The organism is Streptococcus sp. 32226D021BW (genome assembly GCF_053545015.1).
In genome coordinates this window covers 25,867-42,184 of the sequence record NZ_JBPPVC010000003.1, presented here as the reverse complement: position 1 = coordinate 42,184, position 16,318 = coordinate 25,867, and the positions used below count along the sequence as shown (strand labels likewise).

Here is a 16,318-nt window from a genome sequence, read left to right as displayed (position 1 = left end):
AAAAATGTTACAAATATTACAATTTTGTGTTGACAACCTTGTTTTTATTTGTTATACTCTGTTTATAAGCGGAGGTAAGAACAAATGAAAAAGATATTCAACTATTCAGTATTGTTGCTCTCTGTAACCTGTCTATTGACAGCTTGTTCAGCAAAAAAACAAGAAAGCCTAACAGAAGCAGCCACCAGTAAAACGACCCAAGCAAACACCAAGCAGACCAGTACTGCTGAGAATTCTAGCTCTGTAGAAAAGGCGAGTGAAACTAGCTCCTCGGCAGAAGCAAACCAAAACACTGAAGAAAGTAAACAAGGTCAAGAGAGCCAAAGCTCTCAGACCCAGGAAAGTGTTATAAGTACCGAAACAACTCACACTCAGCTCTTAACCCTACCAGCTACAACTATCCCCGCTGACCTAGTTGGAAAATGGCAAGGAAGCAGTCAACAAGCGCGCAATATTGAAGTAACTATCAGCGCAGATGGCACCTTTACTACTTATGAAGATTTTCGACTTAGTGAAGATGAGGAAGAAGAACACCTTATCCAGACCTACACAGCTCAAGTTACGGACCTGGTTGAATATGCTCCAAACCACTACCTAATCCGTGGAGTTGATGGCGAAGGTTCTGCCCTTCTTCCAGGAGTAACTGGACTAGGCGGACGTATTGCACCAGGTTTTATCCTCGAGGATGGACAATACAAGGTTATTATGTGGGGAAATCCTTTTGACCCATCTGTAGAAGCCGTGTACGACCTGGTATCAGAACCTCATGTACATGTAACCTTGGATAAGGTTGAGTAACATATTGTATCTAGCACTTATTAAAAAGCAAATAGCACGAGTTGCTATTTGCTTTTTTGCATTATCACACCAAAACTCACTAAAAGCATCGTTTTTGAAAAATATCAAAAAATAAATGCTGACAGATGAATATGTATTACACCTCTTCTAGAACAACTTTACCCGCTATCTCTGCAAATTGCTCTGCTTCGACTTCTGGGAAGTAGTTAAGACAGTTGGCAGTTGCAAATGCTGCTGCCTCTTTCAAGAAAATTTCAGGGTCTTGTCCTTGGCTGATCCCCTTAACCAGCAAGCCCAGGTAGAAATCTCCTGCCGCAATGGGATTGCGCGTTTCCTTCTTGGGCGACTGGATGCGGAAGAAGCGCTGACCAATCTTTGCCAAACTGCCCTTTCCACCCATGGTAATAATGATATTCTCATGAGGAGTGACTTCTTTTAGTATCCGCAAAATATCCTCTGTACTTTCTTCATCCAGCTCTGGATAGATGTCCTTGAGTTCCTCATTATTGATTTTAATCAGGGCTGGGCGAGCTTGATAGGCAGCTTGTAAGGCTGGTCCACTGGTATCCACAATGGTCAAGACCTCTGGGTATTTTTCAATAAATCGCTGAATATAATCATCCGGCATGCCCTTCATCAGACTGCCTGAAAAGACTAGGATATCGCCAGCCTCTAGGCTATTTTCTATCTGCTGGGTAAATTGGTCAAGCAGGTCCTCTGTCAGTTCAAAGCCTTTTTCATAGAAAAGAACGACATCGCCTGTGCTGGTTTCCACGTAAATATTGCAGGTTCTTGTGTTCTGATCATTTTCAACGACCTGCAGTTGATTTCCCTTTTGGACATTAAGGTCTTGAATGTAGCAACCTATCTGCCCACCTAGAATGGTATGGATAGTGTAGTCTGTCACACCATTTTCTCGAAGGGCATAGGCTACGTTGAAACTCTTACCTCCTGGATAATCTCTGACTTCTGACGGACGTAGGGGAATGTTCTTTTCTATCTTCTCCACAAGAAGCGTACGGTCTAGGGCTGGATTGGGACAAATCAAGTGAATCATAGGGAACTCCTTTATGTTTTTGTACATATTATTATACTATATAAATTGAAAATAAAAAAGATAATTCCACGAGGGGAACTACCTTTTCTTCTATTTTATGATGCAAATACCGAAATACGTTCTTGCTGGTAGCCACCTTTTTCGGCAATGTCTACTAAGGCCACCGCATAGTCTACATAACTAATATAGCTTTCACCTTGGGCATTGACCTGGAAAACCTCGCCAGCAAGGGTGTAAGCACCTGCTTTTTGACCTTCTGCATCAAAATCAGCTGCTGGGCTGATATAGGTCCAGTTGACCGCTGTCGCCTGACGGTAGATGTCAAGACCTGCGCCCATAGCCTCTGCGACTGGTAGGTAGTCCGCTGGGAAGTCTGGGGCATCCTTGAGCATAGTTGTTTGGCTCTGATCCAGGTAGAGGCTACCTGCACCACCGACAATCAAGAGGCGAGTGGATGTCCCTGCAAGCAAGTCTGTCAAATGGCTTGCTAGACGGCTGTGATCTGGCAGCGTTTCTGGTGTCCAAGCACCAAAGGCGTTGACAACCACATCAAAGCCCGCCAAGTCTTCCTTGCTAAGTGCAAAAGCGTCTTTTTGGATGACTTCTTGAGCTGCACTCTTGTTTTCAGAGCGGACAATGGCCGTCACCTGATGACCACGTTCTACTGCTTCTTTGGCAATGACTTGACCTGCTTGACCGTTTGCTGCGATAATGGCGATTTTCATATTGTTTACCTCACTTGCTTTGTTGTAATATTTTTGTTTACAACAATCAGTTTATAACACGTTTGTTGTAATGTCAAGAATTACAACTGGAAAATTTAAAAAAATCATCACGAGGATGATTGAATATCTATAATTCTGCCAATAAATCAGCAATGGTTGTTTGTCCCAACTCTCTTTCCAGAGCTGACTGGGCATTTTCCAAACGGCTATCTAGCAGGGGATGGATATTGCGGCCAACCTGACAGGCTGGATTGGGTTGTTCATGAAAACCAAAAAGTTTCCCCTTTTCTCCAAATAACTCCACTGCCTGATAGACATGAAGGAGGGTAATCTTGTCTGGAGCTTGGGCCAAACGTGCACCACCTACACCACGCGCCACCTGAACCAAACCAGCCTCTTTCAACTGAGCCAGAATATTGCGGATGATGACAGGATTAACCCCTACACTGCCTGCAATGCTAGTACTGGTCTGTTTTTCCTTTTCTCCCTCCAAGGCTAGCAAGACCAAGATATGACTAGCAATGGTAAATCTACTCGAAATTTGCAATTCTACTTTCTCCTTCCATAAAATTGGTAACGGTCACTCCTAACAAGCGAACACCTTTCTCAGCCCGTCCAACTTCTTCAAAAAGCTGACGGATTTCTTTCTCTATTACTTGAGCTTGATTGGTCGGTTCTTCCAAACTATGTCGCTTGGTCAGGGTTGAAAAATCCCCATAGCGGATTTTCAGGACAATGGTTCGCCCTTGTTTCTCATTTCGCTCTAAGCTGGCGGCCACCCGTTGACAGAGGCTGACTAGCTCTTTCAAGACATCTTCATCACGATAGAGGAGCTTGCGATAGGTCCTTTCCTTACCGATAGACTTGCGCACCCGATTGGTTTTCACGGGACTATTCGAAATGCCCCTAGCCTTCCGATACAAATCATAACCAAAGCGCCCAAAGCGATCGATCAAGACCATTTCTGGCACGTCTAGTAAATCCTTGCCTGTGTAAACTCCCATATCCTGTAGGCGTTCGACCGTTTTCTTTCCGACTCCGTGGAATTTTTCAACAGGCAGAGAAGCCAATACTTCAACCGCATCTTCAGGCAAAATCAGGGTCAGGCCATGCGGTTTTTCCATATCCGAGGCGATTTTGGCTAGAAATTTATTATAAGAAACCCCAGCAGAAGCGGTCAAATGTAGTTCATTCCAGATGTCGTATTGGATGAGTTTGGCAATTTTGACTGCCGAGCTTAATCCCAGCTTGTTTTCTGTCACATCTAGATAGGCCTCATCAATGGACATCGGTTCCACCAAGTCGGTATAGCGATGGAAAATTTCCCTGACCTGTCGCCCTACTTCCTGGTATTTTTCATAATTTCCAGAGATGAAGACGGCTTGCGGACAGCGTTCATAGGCCTCCTTGGAGGACATGGCCGAGTGAATACCAAAGGCACGCGCCTCGTAGCTACAGGTAGATACCACTCCACGACCGCCAGACAGTCGCGGATCTGCCCCGATAACAACTGGCTTGCCTTTCAAAGCAGGATTGTCTCTGACCTCTATAGCAGCAAAAAAAGCATCCATGTCAACATGAATAATTTTTCGAGATAAATCATTGATTAGGGGAAAAATTAACATGGAAACTCCTTTCTGCTCCTTACTACTAGACATATTATAGCCTATCTAACAAATTTTTTCATAAAGCGAACATTGACGGGCAAGTAGTACTCAATGAAAATCAAAATCAGACTAGGCGACGCAGATGCAGATAGAGCACCACTACTTCGCATTTTTAGATATTAGAATTTTCAAATCTATAAACTTAGACGTGTCCTGTTTCTAATTCCATTTTACTATAAGTTTGCGAAAAGCTTCGATAAACAATACAAAAGAGGCAGGTCCGAGACCCACCTCTAATGTATTTGGAGAACAAGCTATGTTATTCTGAAATGGCTACTCAAATCGTCTTCTGCGAGCCGCCATAGCCATTAGACCTACCAAACCAGCTGCTAGGAGAAGACCTTGTTCAGTTGTTTCACCTGTTTGCGGTAAAGTAGCTGAAGTAGCTTTTGCTGGTTTTGGACTAGCAGTTTCTTTCGCCAAGCTTGCAGGATCAATACTATGAAGAGCGGCTGCTGTAGGTGCATAGTTAGGAACTAAGCCTCCATCGAAAGCAGGTAATGGTTCTGCTTTAACACTATCACCTTTTGCAATCACAAGCGGTGGCAATTCCCCTAACGGAAGAGGATCTACTTTGGTACTTTCTCCTTTAGCAGTGACGATATCCTCATCTTGTTTGACTGGAGCATCAACTGGCTTCTCACCCGTGCCTGGTTTAGGTGTCTCAGGTGCTGGTTGAGAAGTGTGGCTAGCTAGCCAGTCATTCAACATCTGAGTAGCATCGTCTACCAATTCTTGACTAGTTGACTCTAGGGTTGCTAAAGCATTTTCAAGTAATTCCGTTAGAACTGCTAAATCCTCCGCTGAATATGCAGCTTGGTCTAAAGCCTCTGCTTTGGCAATTGCTACCTCAAGATTTTCTGTATTAACAACTGTCTCTGTCGGCTTATCAACTGGTGTTTCTCCATTATCTGGTGTTGGAGTTTCTGTTGTATTCCCTGGATTTTCAGGCGTTTCGGTAGTAGTACCTGTCGTATTGCCTGGGTTTTCAGGTGTTTCAGTAGCATTCAAGAGAGCAACTGTAGCATCTAAGATATTTGCTGTCAAAAGATTTGCAGCTTCGACAGAAGCCATAAAGTCTTCCACTTCTTTGACAAGAGCTGTCTTACCTGCTGAACGTGCGGCCGCAAGGGCTGCTTCATAAGGTGACTTATCAAGGGTGGCTTCTTCCTGAACAGGTGTCAAGAAACGGAATTCAGCAGCAGACATAAATTGATCTGCAGTATCACCGTATGAGGCAGTACCTGTAATCACAATCTTCTTAGCCTTAATTGTCTTACCGAAATCAATTGTCTTAGTAGCACTTGTTGCTGGCCAATCCGCACCAGTAAAGGTATGTTCCACGTTTTGATCATCAGTAATCACCAATGTCAATGCTTTCAAGATACCGTTGCGGCCTGATTGTCTTGGCACATATTCAAAGCGTTGAATGTCAACTGGTCTACGAAGGTTCACTGTCGCTGGCTCATTAATATGACGGCCATTCCATGGTGTGTGCCAGATAGTAGACGGATTGCCGTCAAAGGCTTTAGCTATTTCTTCACCTTCTTGAGCACTAGCCTGAGCCAAGCCAATATCTTCATTTGTGATTGCTGTTTTCTTCACTTGAAGATTTTGACGGGCTGTATTGGCAGTAGCAATCAAGGTACGAGCATCTTCGATACTAATATCCTCAGGAGCTGCAGACACTGCTAACAAAGCTTCTTTGTACGGTGCCAAACTTACTTGAGTATAGTTTTCATTCAAGACTGGAGTATTCAAGTTATAGTAATCCGTTGTCAACAAGTGACCAGTCAAGGTAACTTCTTCAATCACCAGATTATCTAGCATAAAGTCATTGTAGCCTCGGAAGTTGGCATTTCCACCAGTATCTCCCTTAGTATCACCACCACGGCGAGTTGAGAAAATACCAACCCAAGTATTGCCAGACTCTGCACCTGTAACTAAGAAACTTGCTTTCTTAGCCTTATCACTATCTTCCCATGAATTGTTCAATGGATTCAGCGTTAGGCTACCAGCATCATTGTTATAACGTCCTTCACCGATAGCAAAGGCATAAGTTCCATTGGAACCAGCTTCATAATCAAAGCTTACACGATAGGCCTTGCCAGCTTCAAAGCGGAAGTTTTGAGGAATAGTTTGGTAAACAATGCTATTGCGAGCTGTCAGACCATTTGTCTTGAGTGACCAAGTACCTTCAATGACATCGTCCACCTTCTTACCATTCCAGCCACGCTGAGTATATGGAGCATGTTTCTCTGCAAGGTGGGTACGGTTGTCCTCAACTCGTTCAATACCACCGATAACAAATGGGAAAATACCTTGCGGAACACTCTCAAAGTTTTGCTTGAAGGTACCAGCAGTTGTATTGTGACCACCTGCAAACATGGTTGAATCATTTTCAAAGACACGAATTTCATCAAAATAAGTTGCTGCCGCATCTGCATCACGAGATAGGGTCAAATGTACATTATCCACATTGTCTCCAGTTGTGAAGAAGACATACATGTTTTGGAAGTAACTTGTATTATCAACCGTTGCGTTTTGTTGCAATGTATTATGAGCATAGGCTTTTACATAGTTCAGAGCAATAGACTCATTTGTATAGTTTGTAACTTCTGAACTGCCTGTATTGACCGTAATGCTAGCTTTTGCTGTACTGCGGTTGTCTACCCCTACATAAGCTGCATAGCTGGTATTTGGTTTCAGGCCAGTCAATTTTTGACTGAGACTAACTTTGGATGTATTGCCTTGGATACGGAGCATATCGTTGGCACCTTGGGATTTGACCAAAGTAGCCTTGCTAGTATCACCATCAATTGTCCAATGGTCTAGCTTACCTGAGTTAAAGCCTTGGTCATAGATATGCATGCCGTCACTCCAGGACATCTCTGGATTTGTCTGTGGAGATTTATAGAGGACATACGGCACATTTGCATCCGCTTGAATGGTAATTTGACCATTGGTTACTGCCAATTCTTGAACATCTGTCTTACCTAGCTCAGTAAGTTTGTAGAGATAAACCTTATTACCAGTCCAATCTGAAGGAAGGGTCCAAGTTGTGGCACCTGCTTCTTCGTTGAAGTAGTACATTTTGTGTTTGTCACTAGTCAGGTCATTACCATTCGCATCCCAGTTCCAAGGCACCAAATAAGCTGCTCCATCTTGAATCGTACGACCATTCAAGGTTACTGTCCGTTGACGGTAGCCAGCATTGTTAACATCATTTGACTTACGGGTCAAGACCAAGGTATTGTCAGACTTGTCTTTCAAAGTGATTTCCATCTCTGGCGTCCAAGTATAGGTTTCACCGTTGTCCGTCATACGAACAGGGTCACCATTCTTCCAGTTGGTTACTTGGAAGTGTTGGATATACTTGGTCATCAGGTTGTTGGCAAACAAGTTGGTAATGTAGCCATTGTAGTCGCTACGTCCTTGCCAACCTTCGAAGTCTTTCATATCGTAGCCACCAAGCAATGGATAGTTGGCTGCGCCACCGTAAGCTGGGTAGTCACCAACCCATGAATCTTTTTGGTGGTTACGGATAAAGCGAGCGATGTTTGAGTTGATACCTTTCAGAGTAAAGCCACCGTAGGTCAAATCTGCTGCCCAGTGTTGGAAGGTCGAGTCATACTCACCTGCATAACCCCATTCAAAGGCATTTCTCCAACCCTGCATATTGATTTCTTTGGCAAGAACATGAGTTTCCCAAGCATTTTCGCCACCAGACTGACCATTACCCCACACATCGACATAGATAAAGTCTAATCCGTCACCCAGTTCTTTCTTCAAATCTTCCCAACGTTTCAAACGGTTGTGGGCCAAATCATAATGACCACTGATGTTGATACCTTGATCAATCCAGTTCCAACCATAGGCGTAGTCACCATTTGCCTGACGACGAAGAATCTCTTCAGAGAAGTATTGGGATTCTGGATAGGTTTCAGATGCATTGACGTGAATACCTAGTTTTGCACCATATGGTTGTGATTTTTCAATCAAGGTCTTGAAGTCTTCTGTGCCACCGATACGTTTACCAATATCTGCATAATTCAAGTGTCCAGAGTCATGACCTTCACTACCATAACCTTTCAAGAGGATACTTTGTCCCAAGCCATCTGTATGAAGGGCAATTTTCTTAATACCATCCAAGGTCATCAAGAATGGGTTTTGAGCCTGTGATCCAAAGTTCATAGCGATACGGTAAGCTACCAGTTCCGGTACATATTCATGCCCTTTTGGATTGTTCATGATGTCACGGTAAGCTATAGCCCCATCTTGCCAGTCTACCTTATTATCATTGTTTGCATCAGCTGCAAAAACTACTTTTGCACTTGGCAATTCGAGAGTATATTCTGGATAAACGACACCGTTGTGGGCTCCCTCCCATCTCCATGGAGAGGAAGCAATTCCTAGATGAACACCAGTTTCACCATCAACAGTATATCGGTGGCTATTTGTTGTCAAGCGTGTAAAGTCACTTGCACCACCACCATAGCTATTTTGTGAATTACTCCAAACTGCTGCCGCAAATTGATCTGTTGAAACAAAGCCATACATGTATCCTTGACGTTGGTAATTCACACCATCTTGCAAGTGAATATGCTCATCACCTGTACGATGGGTGTGGGTCGACATGCGGCTTCCATCAAATTTTGCATCGGTTTGATGGCTAGCGACTGAAACCAAATTATTTTCATCAAAAGCAATGGTTTGGATCAACTTGGCAACATCATCAATCTCTGCTCCATAGGTCACTTGGTTGCGGTTATTAACTTCCAAAACATCAAAGTGAAGTTCTTTACCTTCTACCTTGATTTGAACCTTGATAGAAGCGTTGATTTTGTTAGCTTCATCCACAACATCCAAAACATAGTGAGCGGTCTTGTCGTCAACTTTGTTATAGGTAACGGTTGGCGTCACTTTCACATTGTTGATGCGTAGTGAATTGAGAGAATGGACTTGTCCAAATACCTTGTTCCCGTTGAAGGTATATTCTCTAACTCGTGGGAATGCCCGGTCAATCTTGGCAGTCAATTCACCTGAATTGAGTTCATCATAGGCAACTGCCGCATCATTGACAACAAAAGCTGTTGTAGGTGTTTCTTCTTTTTCATCTGCAGGGGTCACACCTGTTTGGTCATCTGCTTTTATATCAACCTTAGTTAATTGCTGACCAAATGTACCTAATTTCAAAGCAACTCGTTTTTCAGCTGACAAGGCTTCTTTCACAGCTGTTTCCAAGTTTAGTGTATCAAACAACTGTACATCATTGTTTGTAGCATTCAACTGCCCATCTGATTTGTAAGAAATCGATAGAGTATTTTTACTATCTTTTACAGGAGATGTAGTGACTGTCCGTTCACGTAGCCAGTTTCCTGTACCGTTAACCTTGTACTCCCAGAACCATCCTAAATTATCATATCCAACAAAGAGGAAGTTATTAACATCTTTGTATTTGACAAAGACTCCAAAACGGCCTTGGTTGTTTTCAGAACGCTCTACAAACTCCAAGTTTAGATTGACATTGCCTTCTGGACTAGCTTCCAATCCAGCTTTTTCAAAGATGGCAATGCTATCTCCATTATTGTTTTGAGTCGTTGAAGAAAGTGCATTGTAACGAACCCCACCTTCTTCCTTAATGGCAACTGTTCCTTTGATAGCTGAAGTAGATCTCCAGTCTGGTTGGATTTCGGTTGGCGTAGGTGTATTCGTCTCTCCTGTACCAGTTGTGGCATTCGTTGTTGGCTGGCTAGCTGTTTCTGAAACTCCTTCTTGGTTTTTAGCAACGATATCCACCACTGTACGATCAGTATTACGACTAGTAACTTTTAATTTAGCTGATAAGGTATTCTTTAAATCATTCCAAGCTGCTTCGGGAATTTGCTGAGCCACAAACAATTCCTGTGCCTCGGTCATGGAATCCGAAAGAATGGATGCCGAAATCTCACCAGTAGGTGTTAAATTGACACTTAAATCATAGAGAACATTTCTTTCAGGAGCCGGTACCCGTTGACCTTGGTACCAAGTACTTGCACTTGGAGACTTGTACTCCCAGAACCAACCATCTTTATCATAACCAACTAAAACATGCTTATTCTGATCAGTATGGTTAAGATAGATACCAAAGCGAGCCTGTGCTGGTTCAGAGCGTTCTACAAATGACAATGATACCTCCGCACTGCCATCTGCATTCATCTTCAAGTCCGGATTTTCAAATGTTCCGATATTTGTCGAATTGTCCTGACCCTCAACTGAGGACAAGCGGTTGTAACGAATTCCTTCTTCTTCTACGACCTCAACTGTACCAGCCGGTGTAGAAGTTGGCGTCCATTCCGCAGCGACTTCTTGAGATTCTGACTGGGCAAAATTCAATTCCGTCCGCGCAGCTTCTATATCCGTAGCAACTACCTCGTCTGTTTGGGAGCTATCTTGATCCACAACTCCTTCATTTGTATTGCTAACATCATTGTTTTCTATCGTCTCAACAGGAGTATCGGCAAGTGCTGTTCCCTCTGCTAATACTGTTCCACCTGAAAATAGAGAAATTCCTACGATAACTGACGCCGCACCCACTGTCAATTTTCTAATTGAATATCTATTCTTCTTAGAAAATAATTCCTTAGAGTATGCTTTCATCGTCTACCTCCTTTTTATCTTTTGTTATTAATATAATATACACATACATTCTACATGATAACGCTTTCTTTGTCAATATATCAATCCATTATGTTTGACCATTGTTGAATATTTTAATATAATGATAATTCAAGAGACCGATGACTGATTATTGGATCTATATTCCACTACCTGGAAAAAATTCCAATTTATTTTTCAGTGTTTTGTCTTGAAGAAAGTGCTTACATATGATATACTAAAATATGTGAAAAACAAAACTATCTAAAAGGAGAACCCTCATGTCAACAAAAGTGAAAACAAAAAATGTTGCTGAAGACATTTTCGCTCAAGCCTGGGAAGGCTTTAAAGGTGTAGACTGGCAAGAAAAAGCTAGCGTAACACGTTTCGTTCAAGCTAACTACACTCCATATGATGGAGATGAAAGCTTCCTTGCAGGTCCAACTGAGCGTTCACTTCATATCAAAAAAATCATTGAAGAAACTAAGGCTGGTTACGAGGATACTCGTTTCCCAATGGACGTAGATCGTGCTACTTCTATCGCTGACATCCCAGCAGGTTTCATTGATAAAGAAAACGAACTCATCTTTGGTATCCAAAACGATGAGCTCTTCAAACTCAACTTCATGCCACGTGGTGGTATTCGTATGGCTGAAACAACTCTTATCGAGAACGGCTATACTCCAGACCCACTTCTTCATGAAATCTATACAAAACACGCTACAACTGTAAACGATGGTATCTTCCGTGCCTATACAGCTGACATCCGCCGTGCTCGCCACTCACACCACGTTTCTGGTCTTCCAGACGCTTACTCACGTGGCCGTATCATCGGTATGTATGCTCGTTTGGCTCTTTACGGAGCTGACTACTTGATGGAAGAAAAAGTAGCTGACTGGAATGCCATTACTGAAATCGATGAGGAGTCAATCCGCCTTCGCGAAGAAATCAACATGCAGTACCAAGCATTGCAACAAGTTGTACGCTTGGGTGACTTGTATGGTGTTGATGTTCGTAAGCCTGCCATGAACACCAAGGAAGCTATCCAATGGACCAACATCGCCTTTATGGCAGTCTGCCGTGTTATCAACGGTGCGGCAACTTCTCTTGGTCGTGTGCCAATCGTTCTTGACATCTATGCAGAACGTGACTTGGCTCGCGGTACATTTACTGAATCAGAAATCCAAGAATTTGTCGATGACTTCGTATTGAAACTTCGTACAGTGAAATTTGCTCGTACAAAAGCCTTCGACGAAATCTACTCTGGTGACCCTACTTTCCTTACAACATCTATGGCAGGTATGGGTAACGATGGTCGTCACCGTGTTACCAAGATGGACTACCGTTTCTTGAACACACTTGACAACATCGGTAACTCTCCAGAGCCAAACTTGACAGTTCTTTGGTCTGACCAACTCCCATACGCTTTCCGTCGCTACTGTATGGCAATGAGCCACAAACACTCTTCTATCCAATATGAAGGTGTAACAACAATGGCCAAAGACGGTTACGGTGAAATGTCATGTATCTCTTGCTGTGTGTCTCCACTTGATCCAGAAAGCGAAGACAAACGCCACAACATCCAGTACTTCGGTGCGCGTGTTAACGTTTTGAAAGCCCTTCTTTCAAGCTGGAACAATGGTTACGACGATGTTCACAAAGACTACAAAGTATTTGATGGCGTTGAACCAAACACTTCTGAAATCTTTGACTACGACCAAGTTATCGCAAACTTTGAAAAAGCCCTTGACTGGTTGACAGATACCTATGTTGATGCCATGAACATCATCCACTTCATGACAGACAAGTACAACTACGAAGCTGTTCAAATGGCCTTCTTGCCAACTCACCTTCGTGCAAACATGGGCTTCGGTATCTGTGGTTTTGCAAACACTGTTGACTCCTTGTCAGCTATCAAGTACGCACAAGTGAAACCAATCCGTGACGAAGATGGCTTCATCTACGACTACGAAGTAACTGGCGACTTCCCACGCTATGGTGAAGATGATGACCGTGTAGATGACATCGCGAAATGGCTCATGGAAGCATTCTATACTCGTCTTGCTAACAAGAAACTCTACAAGAATGCAGAAGCTGCGGTATCTATCTTGACCATCACTTCAAACGTTGCCTACTCTAAACAAACTGGTAACTCACCTGTTCACCGTGGTGTATTCCTCAACGAAGATGGCACTGTCAACACTTCTAAAGTAGAATTCTTCCCACCAGGTGCTAACCCAACTTCTAAATCTCGTGGTGGTTGGTTGCAAAACTTGAACACCCTTTCTAAGCTCAACTTCAACCATGCCAACGACGGTATCTCATTGACAACTCAGGTTTCTCCAAAAGCACTTGGTAAGACCTTCGATGAACAAGTAAACAACTTAGTAACAATCCTTGATGGCTACTTCGAGCAAGGTGGTCAGCACGTTAACTTGAACGTTATGGACTTGAACGATGTTTATGAGAAAATCATGGCTGGTGAGGACGTAATCGTTCGTATCTCTGGATACTGCGTAAACACTAAATACCTCACTAAAGAACAAAAAACTGAATTGACACAACGTGTCTTCCACGAAGTTCTTTCAATGGATGACCACGCTGCTGAAGTTTCAGGTCAAGCTTAATCAAACAAAGACAAAAGGACTTGCACATGCAGGTCCTTTTTGGGAGTGGGAAAGAACTCGACCAAACAAAACATACTAAGATTAGTAGTGAGGAAATCTCCGACGGGAGAGAGTACTCACTACTTTTTCTTTATGATAAAGTAGAGGTGTCTTGTTAAGTCGAGAACTCTTTTGACGCTAGACGTCGCATCAAAAACTGGCAAGGCACCTGTTTTAGAAAGAATGTTATCAAAGTATGTGGGACGCCTGACGTCGAGTATTGAAAATGACATCACTAAAACAAGGAATCATTCAAGACAAAGAGGTAATATCATGCGTGCAGTTTTTGGGATTGATATGAGTAAGGCAAGTTCAGAAGTGGCCATTCTAGTCAATGGTGAGAAAGTTCACAGCTATACCATGTCCAATGACGCCTTAGGCTTTGCTCGGCTACTTGGCGATTTGAGAACCGTCCATAAGCCAGAAATCATCTTTGAAGCAACAGGTGTCTATTCTCGTCGTCTTCAAGCTTTTCTGGATGAACATGGCTACGCTTATACACGGCTTAATCCCTTAGAAGCTAAGAAGCAACTGGATAGCTTGCGTGTGAGGAAAACAGATCAAATTGACGCCGAAAAACTGGCTCAATCTCAATTTGTGCTAAATCGTAAACCCACTTTTGTCCAAGAAGAAGTCTACCAAAACTTGCGGGATCTCAGCCGTTTCTATCAGAATCTGACCGAGGACATTGTTCGAGCTAAAAACCGTCTGCACAAGGTCTTACAAGTCACTTTTCCTGAATTGGAAACTATCTTATCAACACCATCTGGCGAACAATACTGGAACCTGGTCATAGCTTTTCCTTGCAAGGACTTCGTGCTTGATTTAAGCAAGAACGAACTCTCAGAGAGCATTCGTCAGTCCACCTCAAAACGAATTTCTGACAAGCGTGTGGCGTATTTAGCTGAGAAGCTGATAGCACTAGCTAATCAATCTTATTGTGCCGTCAAGAAAACCTCTCCAATGCTGGAAGAGGTTCGTTACTATGGAAGAGAATTGCTTCGGCTTTCTGAACAGAGACAAACTGTTCTAGACCAAATGGTGGAGCTAGCTCAGCCATTACCTGAATATGACATTCTGCTCTCTATTCCTGGAATAGCTGAGACTACTGCAACAAGTATTATTGGTGAACTGGGAGATATTCGCCGTTTTCAGTCTGCCAATCAAATCAATGCCTTTATCGGTATTGACCTGAGACACTATGAATCTGGTAACTTCCTCGCTAAGGAACACATTACCAAGTGTGGCAATCCCTACGCTAGAAAGATTCTGTTCAAATGTATTCACAATATCGCTTCAGCCAGTCACACCAATCCCTGCCATATCTCAGACTTTTATGAGAAACGAAAAAGACAATCGCAAACGACTTCAACGAAGCCGCACACGATTGCCTCCATACATCGTCTCATTCGGACAATGTATTACCTCATAACGCACAACAAACTTTACGATTATCGTTCTACCCAAAATCAGTAAGATTGTTTATGCTATATTATTGTAACACCTTATCAAAAATTTTCAACATAAGGTGTTAATTTCGTGTACTCTTTTTTACACGAAACTTTAGTCCAAAAGAAAACAATTTCCTTATTTTGACTATTGAACTCAACATATTTTTCATCAAATACCTTGATAGACTTGACAAATGGTAGAAAAAGAGTTCGTCTTCCCACCCCCGCATAGTTGATTAGGTCAGATTTGGAGTGTGAAACACGAACAAATCTGCCAATCAACCACTGCGCTGAGATGTTAAGACCAACTCTAAGAAGTAGCCCCAAGCTTAAACCCAACTTCTTTTGCTATTTCCCCGCTTTTTGCGGTAGGATAGGGGAGAGAACGGAAGGATAATTAGATTATTTGAGGAAGGATACCAAATTGGTCAAAATAAAATCCCCTCACGAAATCCAATTCGAGAGGGGGAGTTCATTTCTTAGTTATTGTAAATATAGGTAATTTCACCAGCTGTATCCGTTGGATTGAACCAACCACGGAAGTTATCAACCCACTGTTGCCCACGATAATTTGCTTCAAGGACTTGGATTTGCCCTTCTTCGTTGACAGCTGTCACATAGGCAACGTGTCCTAGATTACCATCGTTCCAGGAAATAATAGCACCGACTTCTGGCACTGTTCCTGTACGGAAACCATCACGCACAGCGTTAGCTCCCCAAGTAGCCGCGTCGCCCCACCAGTCGCCTGCCCACGGAGCAACTTTTTGTACACCCCATGTACATTGACCAACAGGATAGTTAATCCCCGGCTCATATTCATAACCAGGTAGATAGTAGCTATCGCTACTTGTATCGACAGCCTGACCCCATATTGTTTCTGTCAACTTCAAAATTTGACCAGGATGCAAAGTCGTTTCAAGGGTCAATTGATTTTGCGCTAATAAGTCGTAGACGTCCAATGAAAAAGCATCTGCAATACCATAAAGAGAATCCCCCTCTTGAACAACATAGTCAGACTGACCTGCACCAGCTTCTACAACTTCTTCTTCGACATAGGCTTGACCTGGCACTTCTAAAACTTGTCCTGGTGTGATTAGGCCTAGAATGTCCAATCCATTGGTTTCTGCTAGTTGATAAGGATCCACACCATACTGGTCTGCGATTGAGTAAATGGAATCACCTTCTACCACAATATGACTGTCTGCTTGAACACTATAGACACCCATAACAGTAGTCACAAAACCTGCCAACAACAAGGCCGACTGACAAATATACTTTTTCATTTTACACCTCCTAAATATACTTTTATTTTATCAGG

General features: G+C 42.9%; 9 protein-coding genes. 3 read left to right on the top strand and 6 right to left on the bottom strand.

The window, feature by feature from the left end; translation table 11 throughout:
* The first annotated feature begins 84 nt into the window (after positions 1 to 84).
* Complete coding sequence (locus ACEE44_RS03000) at positions 85 to 798, top strand: hypothetical protein (protein ID WP_449171222.1); 714 nt, start codon at positions 85 to 87, stop codon at positions 796 to 798.
* Positions 799 to 934: 136 nt separating this feature from the next.
* Here ACEE44_RS03000 and ACEE44_RS02995 read toward each other — a convergent pair whose 3' ends face one another.
* The 5 genes from ACEE44_RS02995 to ACEE44_RS02975 form a co-directional block, all read right to left on the bottom strand.
* On the bottom strand, positions 935 to 1,855 hold the full coding sequence (locus ACEE44_RS02995; RefSeq protein ID WP_449171221.1) for a 1-phosphofructokinase family hexose kinase: 921 nt from the start codon (positions 1,853 to 1,855) through the stop codon (positions 935 to 937).
* Positions 1,856 to 1,950: 95 nt separating this feature from the next.
* A complete protein-coding gene (locus ACEE44_RS02990; RefSeq protein ID WP_449171220.1) occupies positions 1,951 to 2,580 on the bottom strand; it encodes an NAD(P)-dependent oxidoreductase in 630 nt (209 codons plus the stop codon).
* Positions 2,581 to 2,707: 127 nt separating this feature from the next.
* Positions 2,708 to 3,127, bottom strand: coding sequence for an Rrf2 family transcriptional regulator (locus tag ACEE44_RS02985; protein ID WP_332412808.1), 420 nt, complete (start codon positions 3,125 to 3,127; stop codon positions 2,708 to 2,710).
* Positions 3,111 to 4,205 (bottom strand): DNA polymerase IV, encoded by a 1,095-nt coding sequence (gene dinB, locus ACEE44_RS02980; RefSeq protein ID WP_449171219.1) that lies wholly within the window; start codon positions 4,203 to 4,205, stop codon positions 3,111 to 3,113. The genes ACEE44_RS02985 and dinB overlap by 17 nt, the downstream gene beginning before the upstream one ends.
* A gap of 315 nt (positions 4,206 to 4,520) precedes the next feature.
* Positions 4,521 to 10,886 carry an endo-alpha-N-acetylgalactosaminidase family protein gene (locus ACEE44_RS02975; RefSeq protein ID WP_449171218.1) on the bottom strand — a complete coding sequence of 2,122 codons (6,366 nt, stop codon included), beginning with the start codon at positions 10,884 to 10,886 and terminating at the stop codon, positions 4,521 to 4,523.
* A gap of 278 nt (positions 10,887 to 11,164) precedes the next feature.
* On the opposite strand from ACEE44_RS02975, the gene pflB reads away from it, so the two are divergent.
* Both pflB and ACEE44_RS02965 read left to right on the top strand, forming a co-directional pair.
* Positions 11,165 to 13,510 carry a formate C-acetyltransferase gene (gene pflB, locus ACEE44_RS02970; RefSeq protein ID WP_449171217.1) on the top strand — a complete coding sequence of 782 codons (2,346 nt, stop codon included), beginning with the start codon at positions 11,165 to 11,167 and terminating at the stop codon, positions 13,508 to 13,510.
* Between the two features lie 312 nt (positions 13,511 to 13,822).
* Positions 13,823 to 15,025 carry an IS110 family transposase gene (locus tag ACEE44_RS02965; protein WP_449171216.1) on the top strand — a complete coding sequence of 401 codons (1,203 nt, stop codon included), beginning with the start codon at positions 13,823 to 13,825 and terminating at the stop codon, positions 15,023 to 15,025.
* Positions 15,026 to 15,479: 454 nt separating this feature from the next.
* Here ACEE44_RS02965 and ACEE44_RS02960 read toward each other — a convergent pair whose 3' ends face one another.
* Positions 15,480 to 16,283: a COG3942 and LysM peptidoglycan-binding domain-containing protein gene (locus ACEE44_RS02960; protein WP_449171215.1), complete on the bottom strand. Its 804-nt coding sequence runs from the start codon at positions 16,281 to 16,283 to the stop codon at positions 15,480 to 15,482.
* Positions 16,284 to 16,318: the final 35 nt, after the last annotated feature.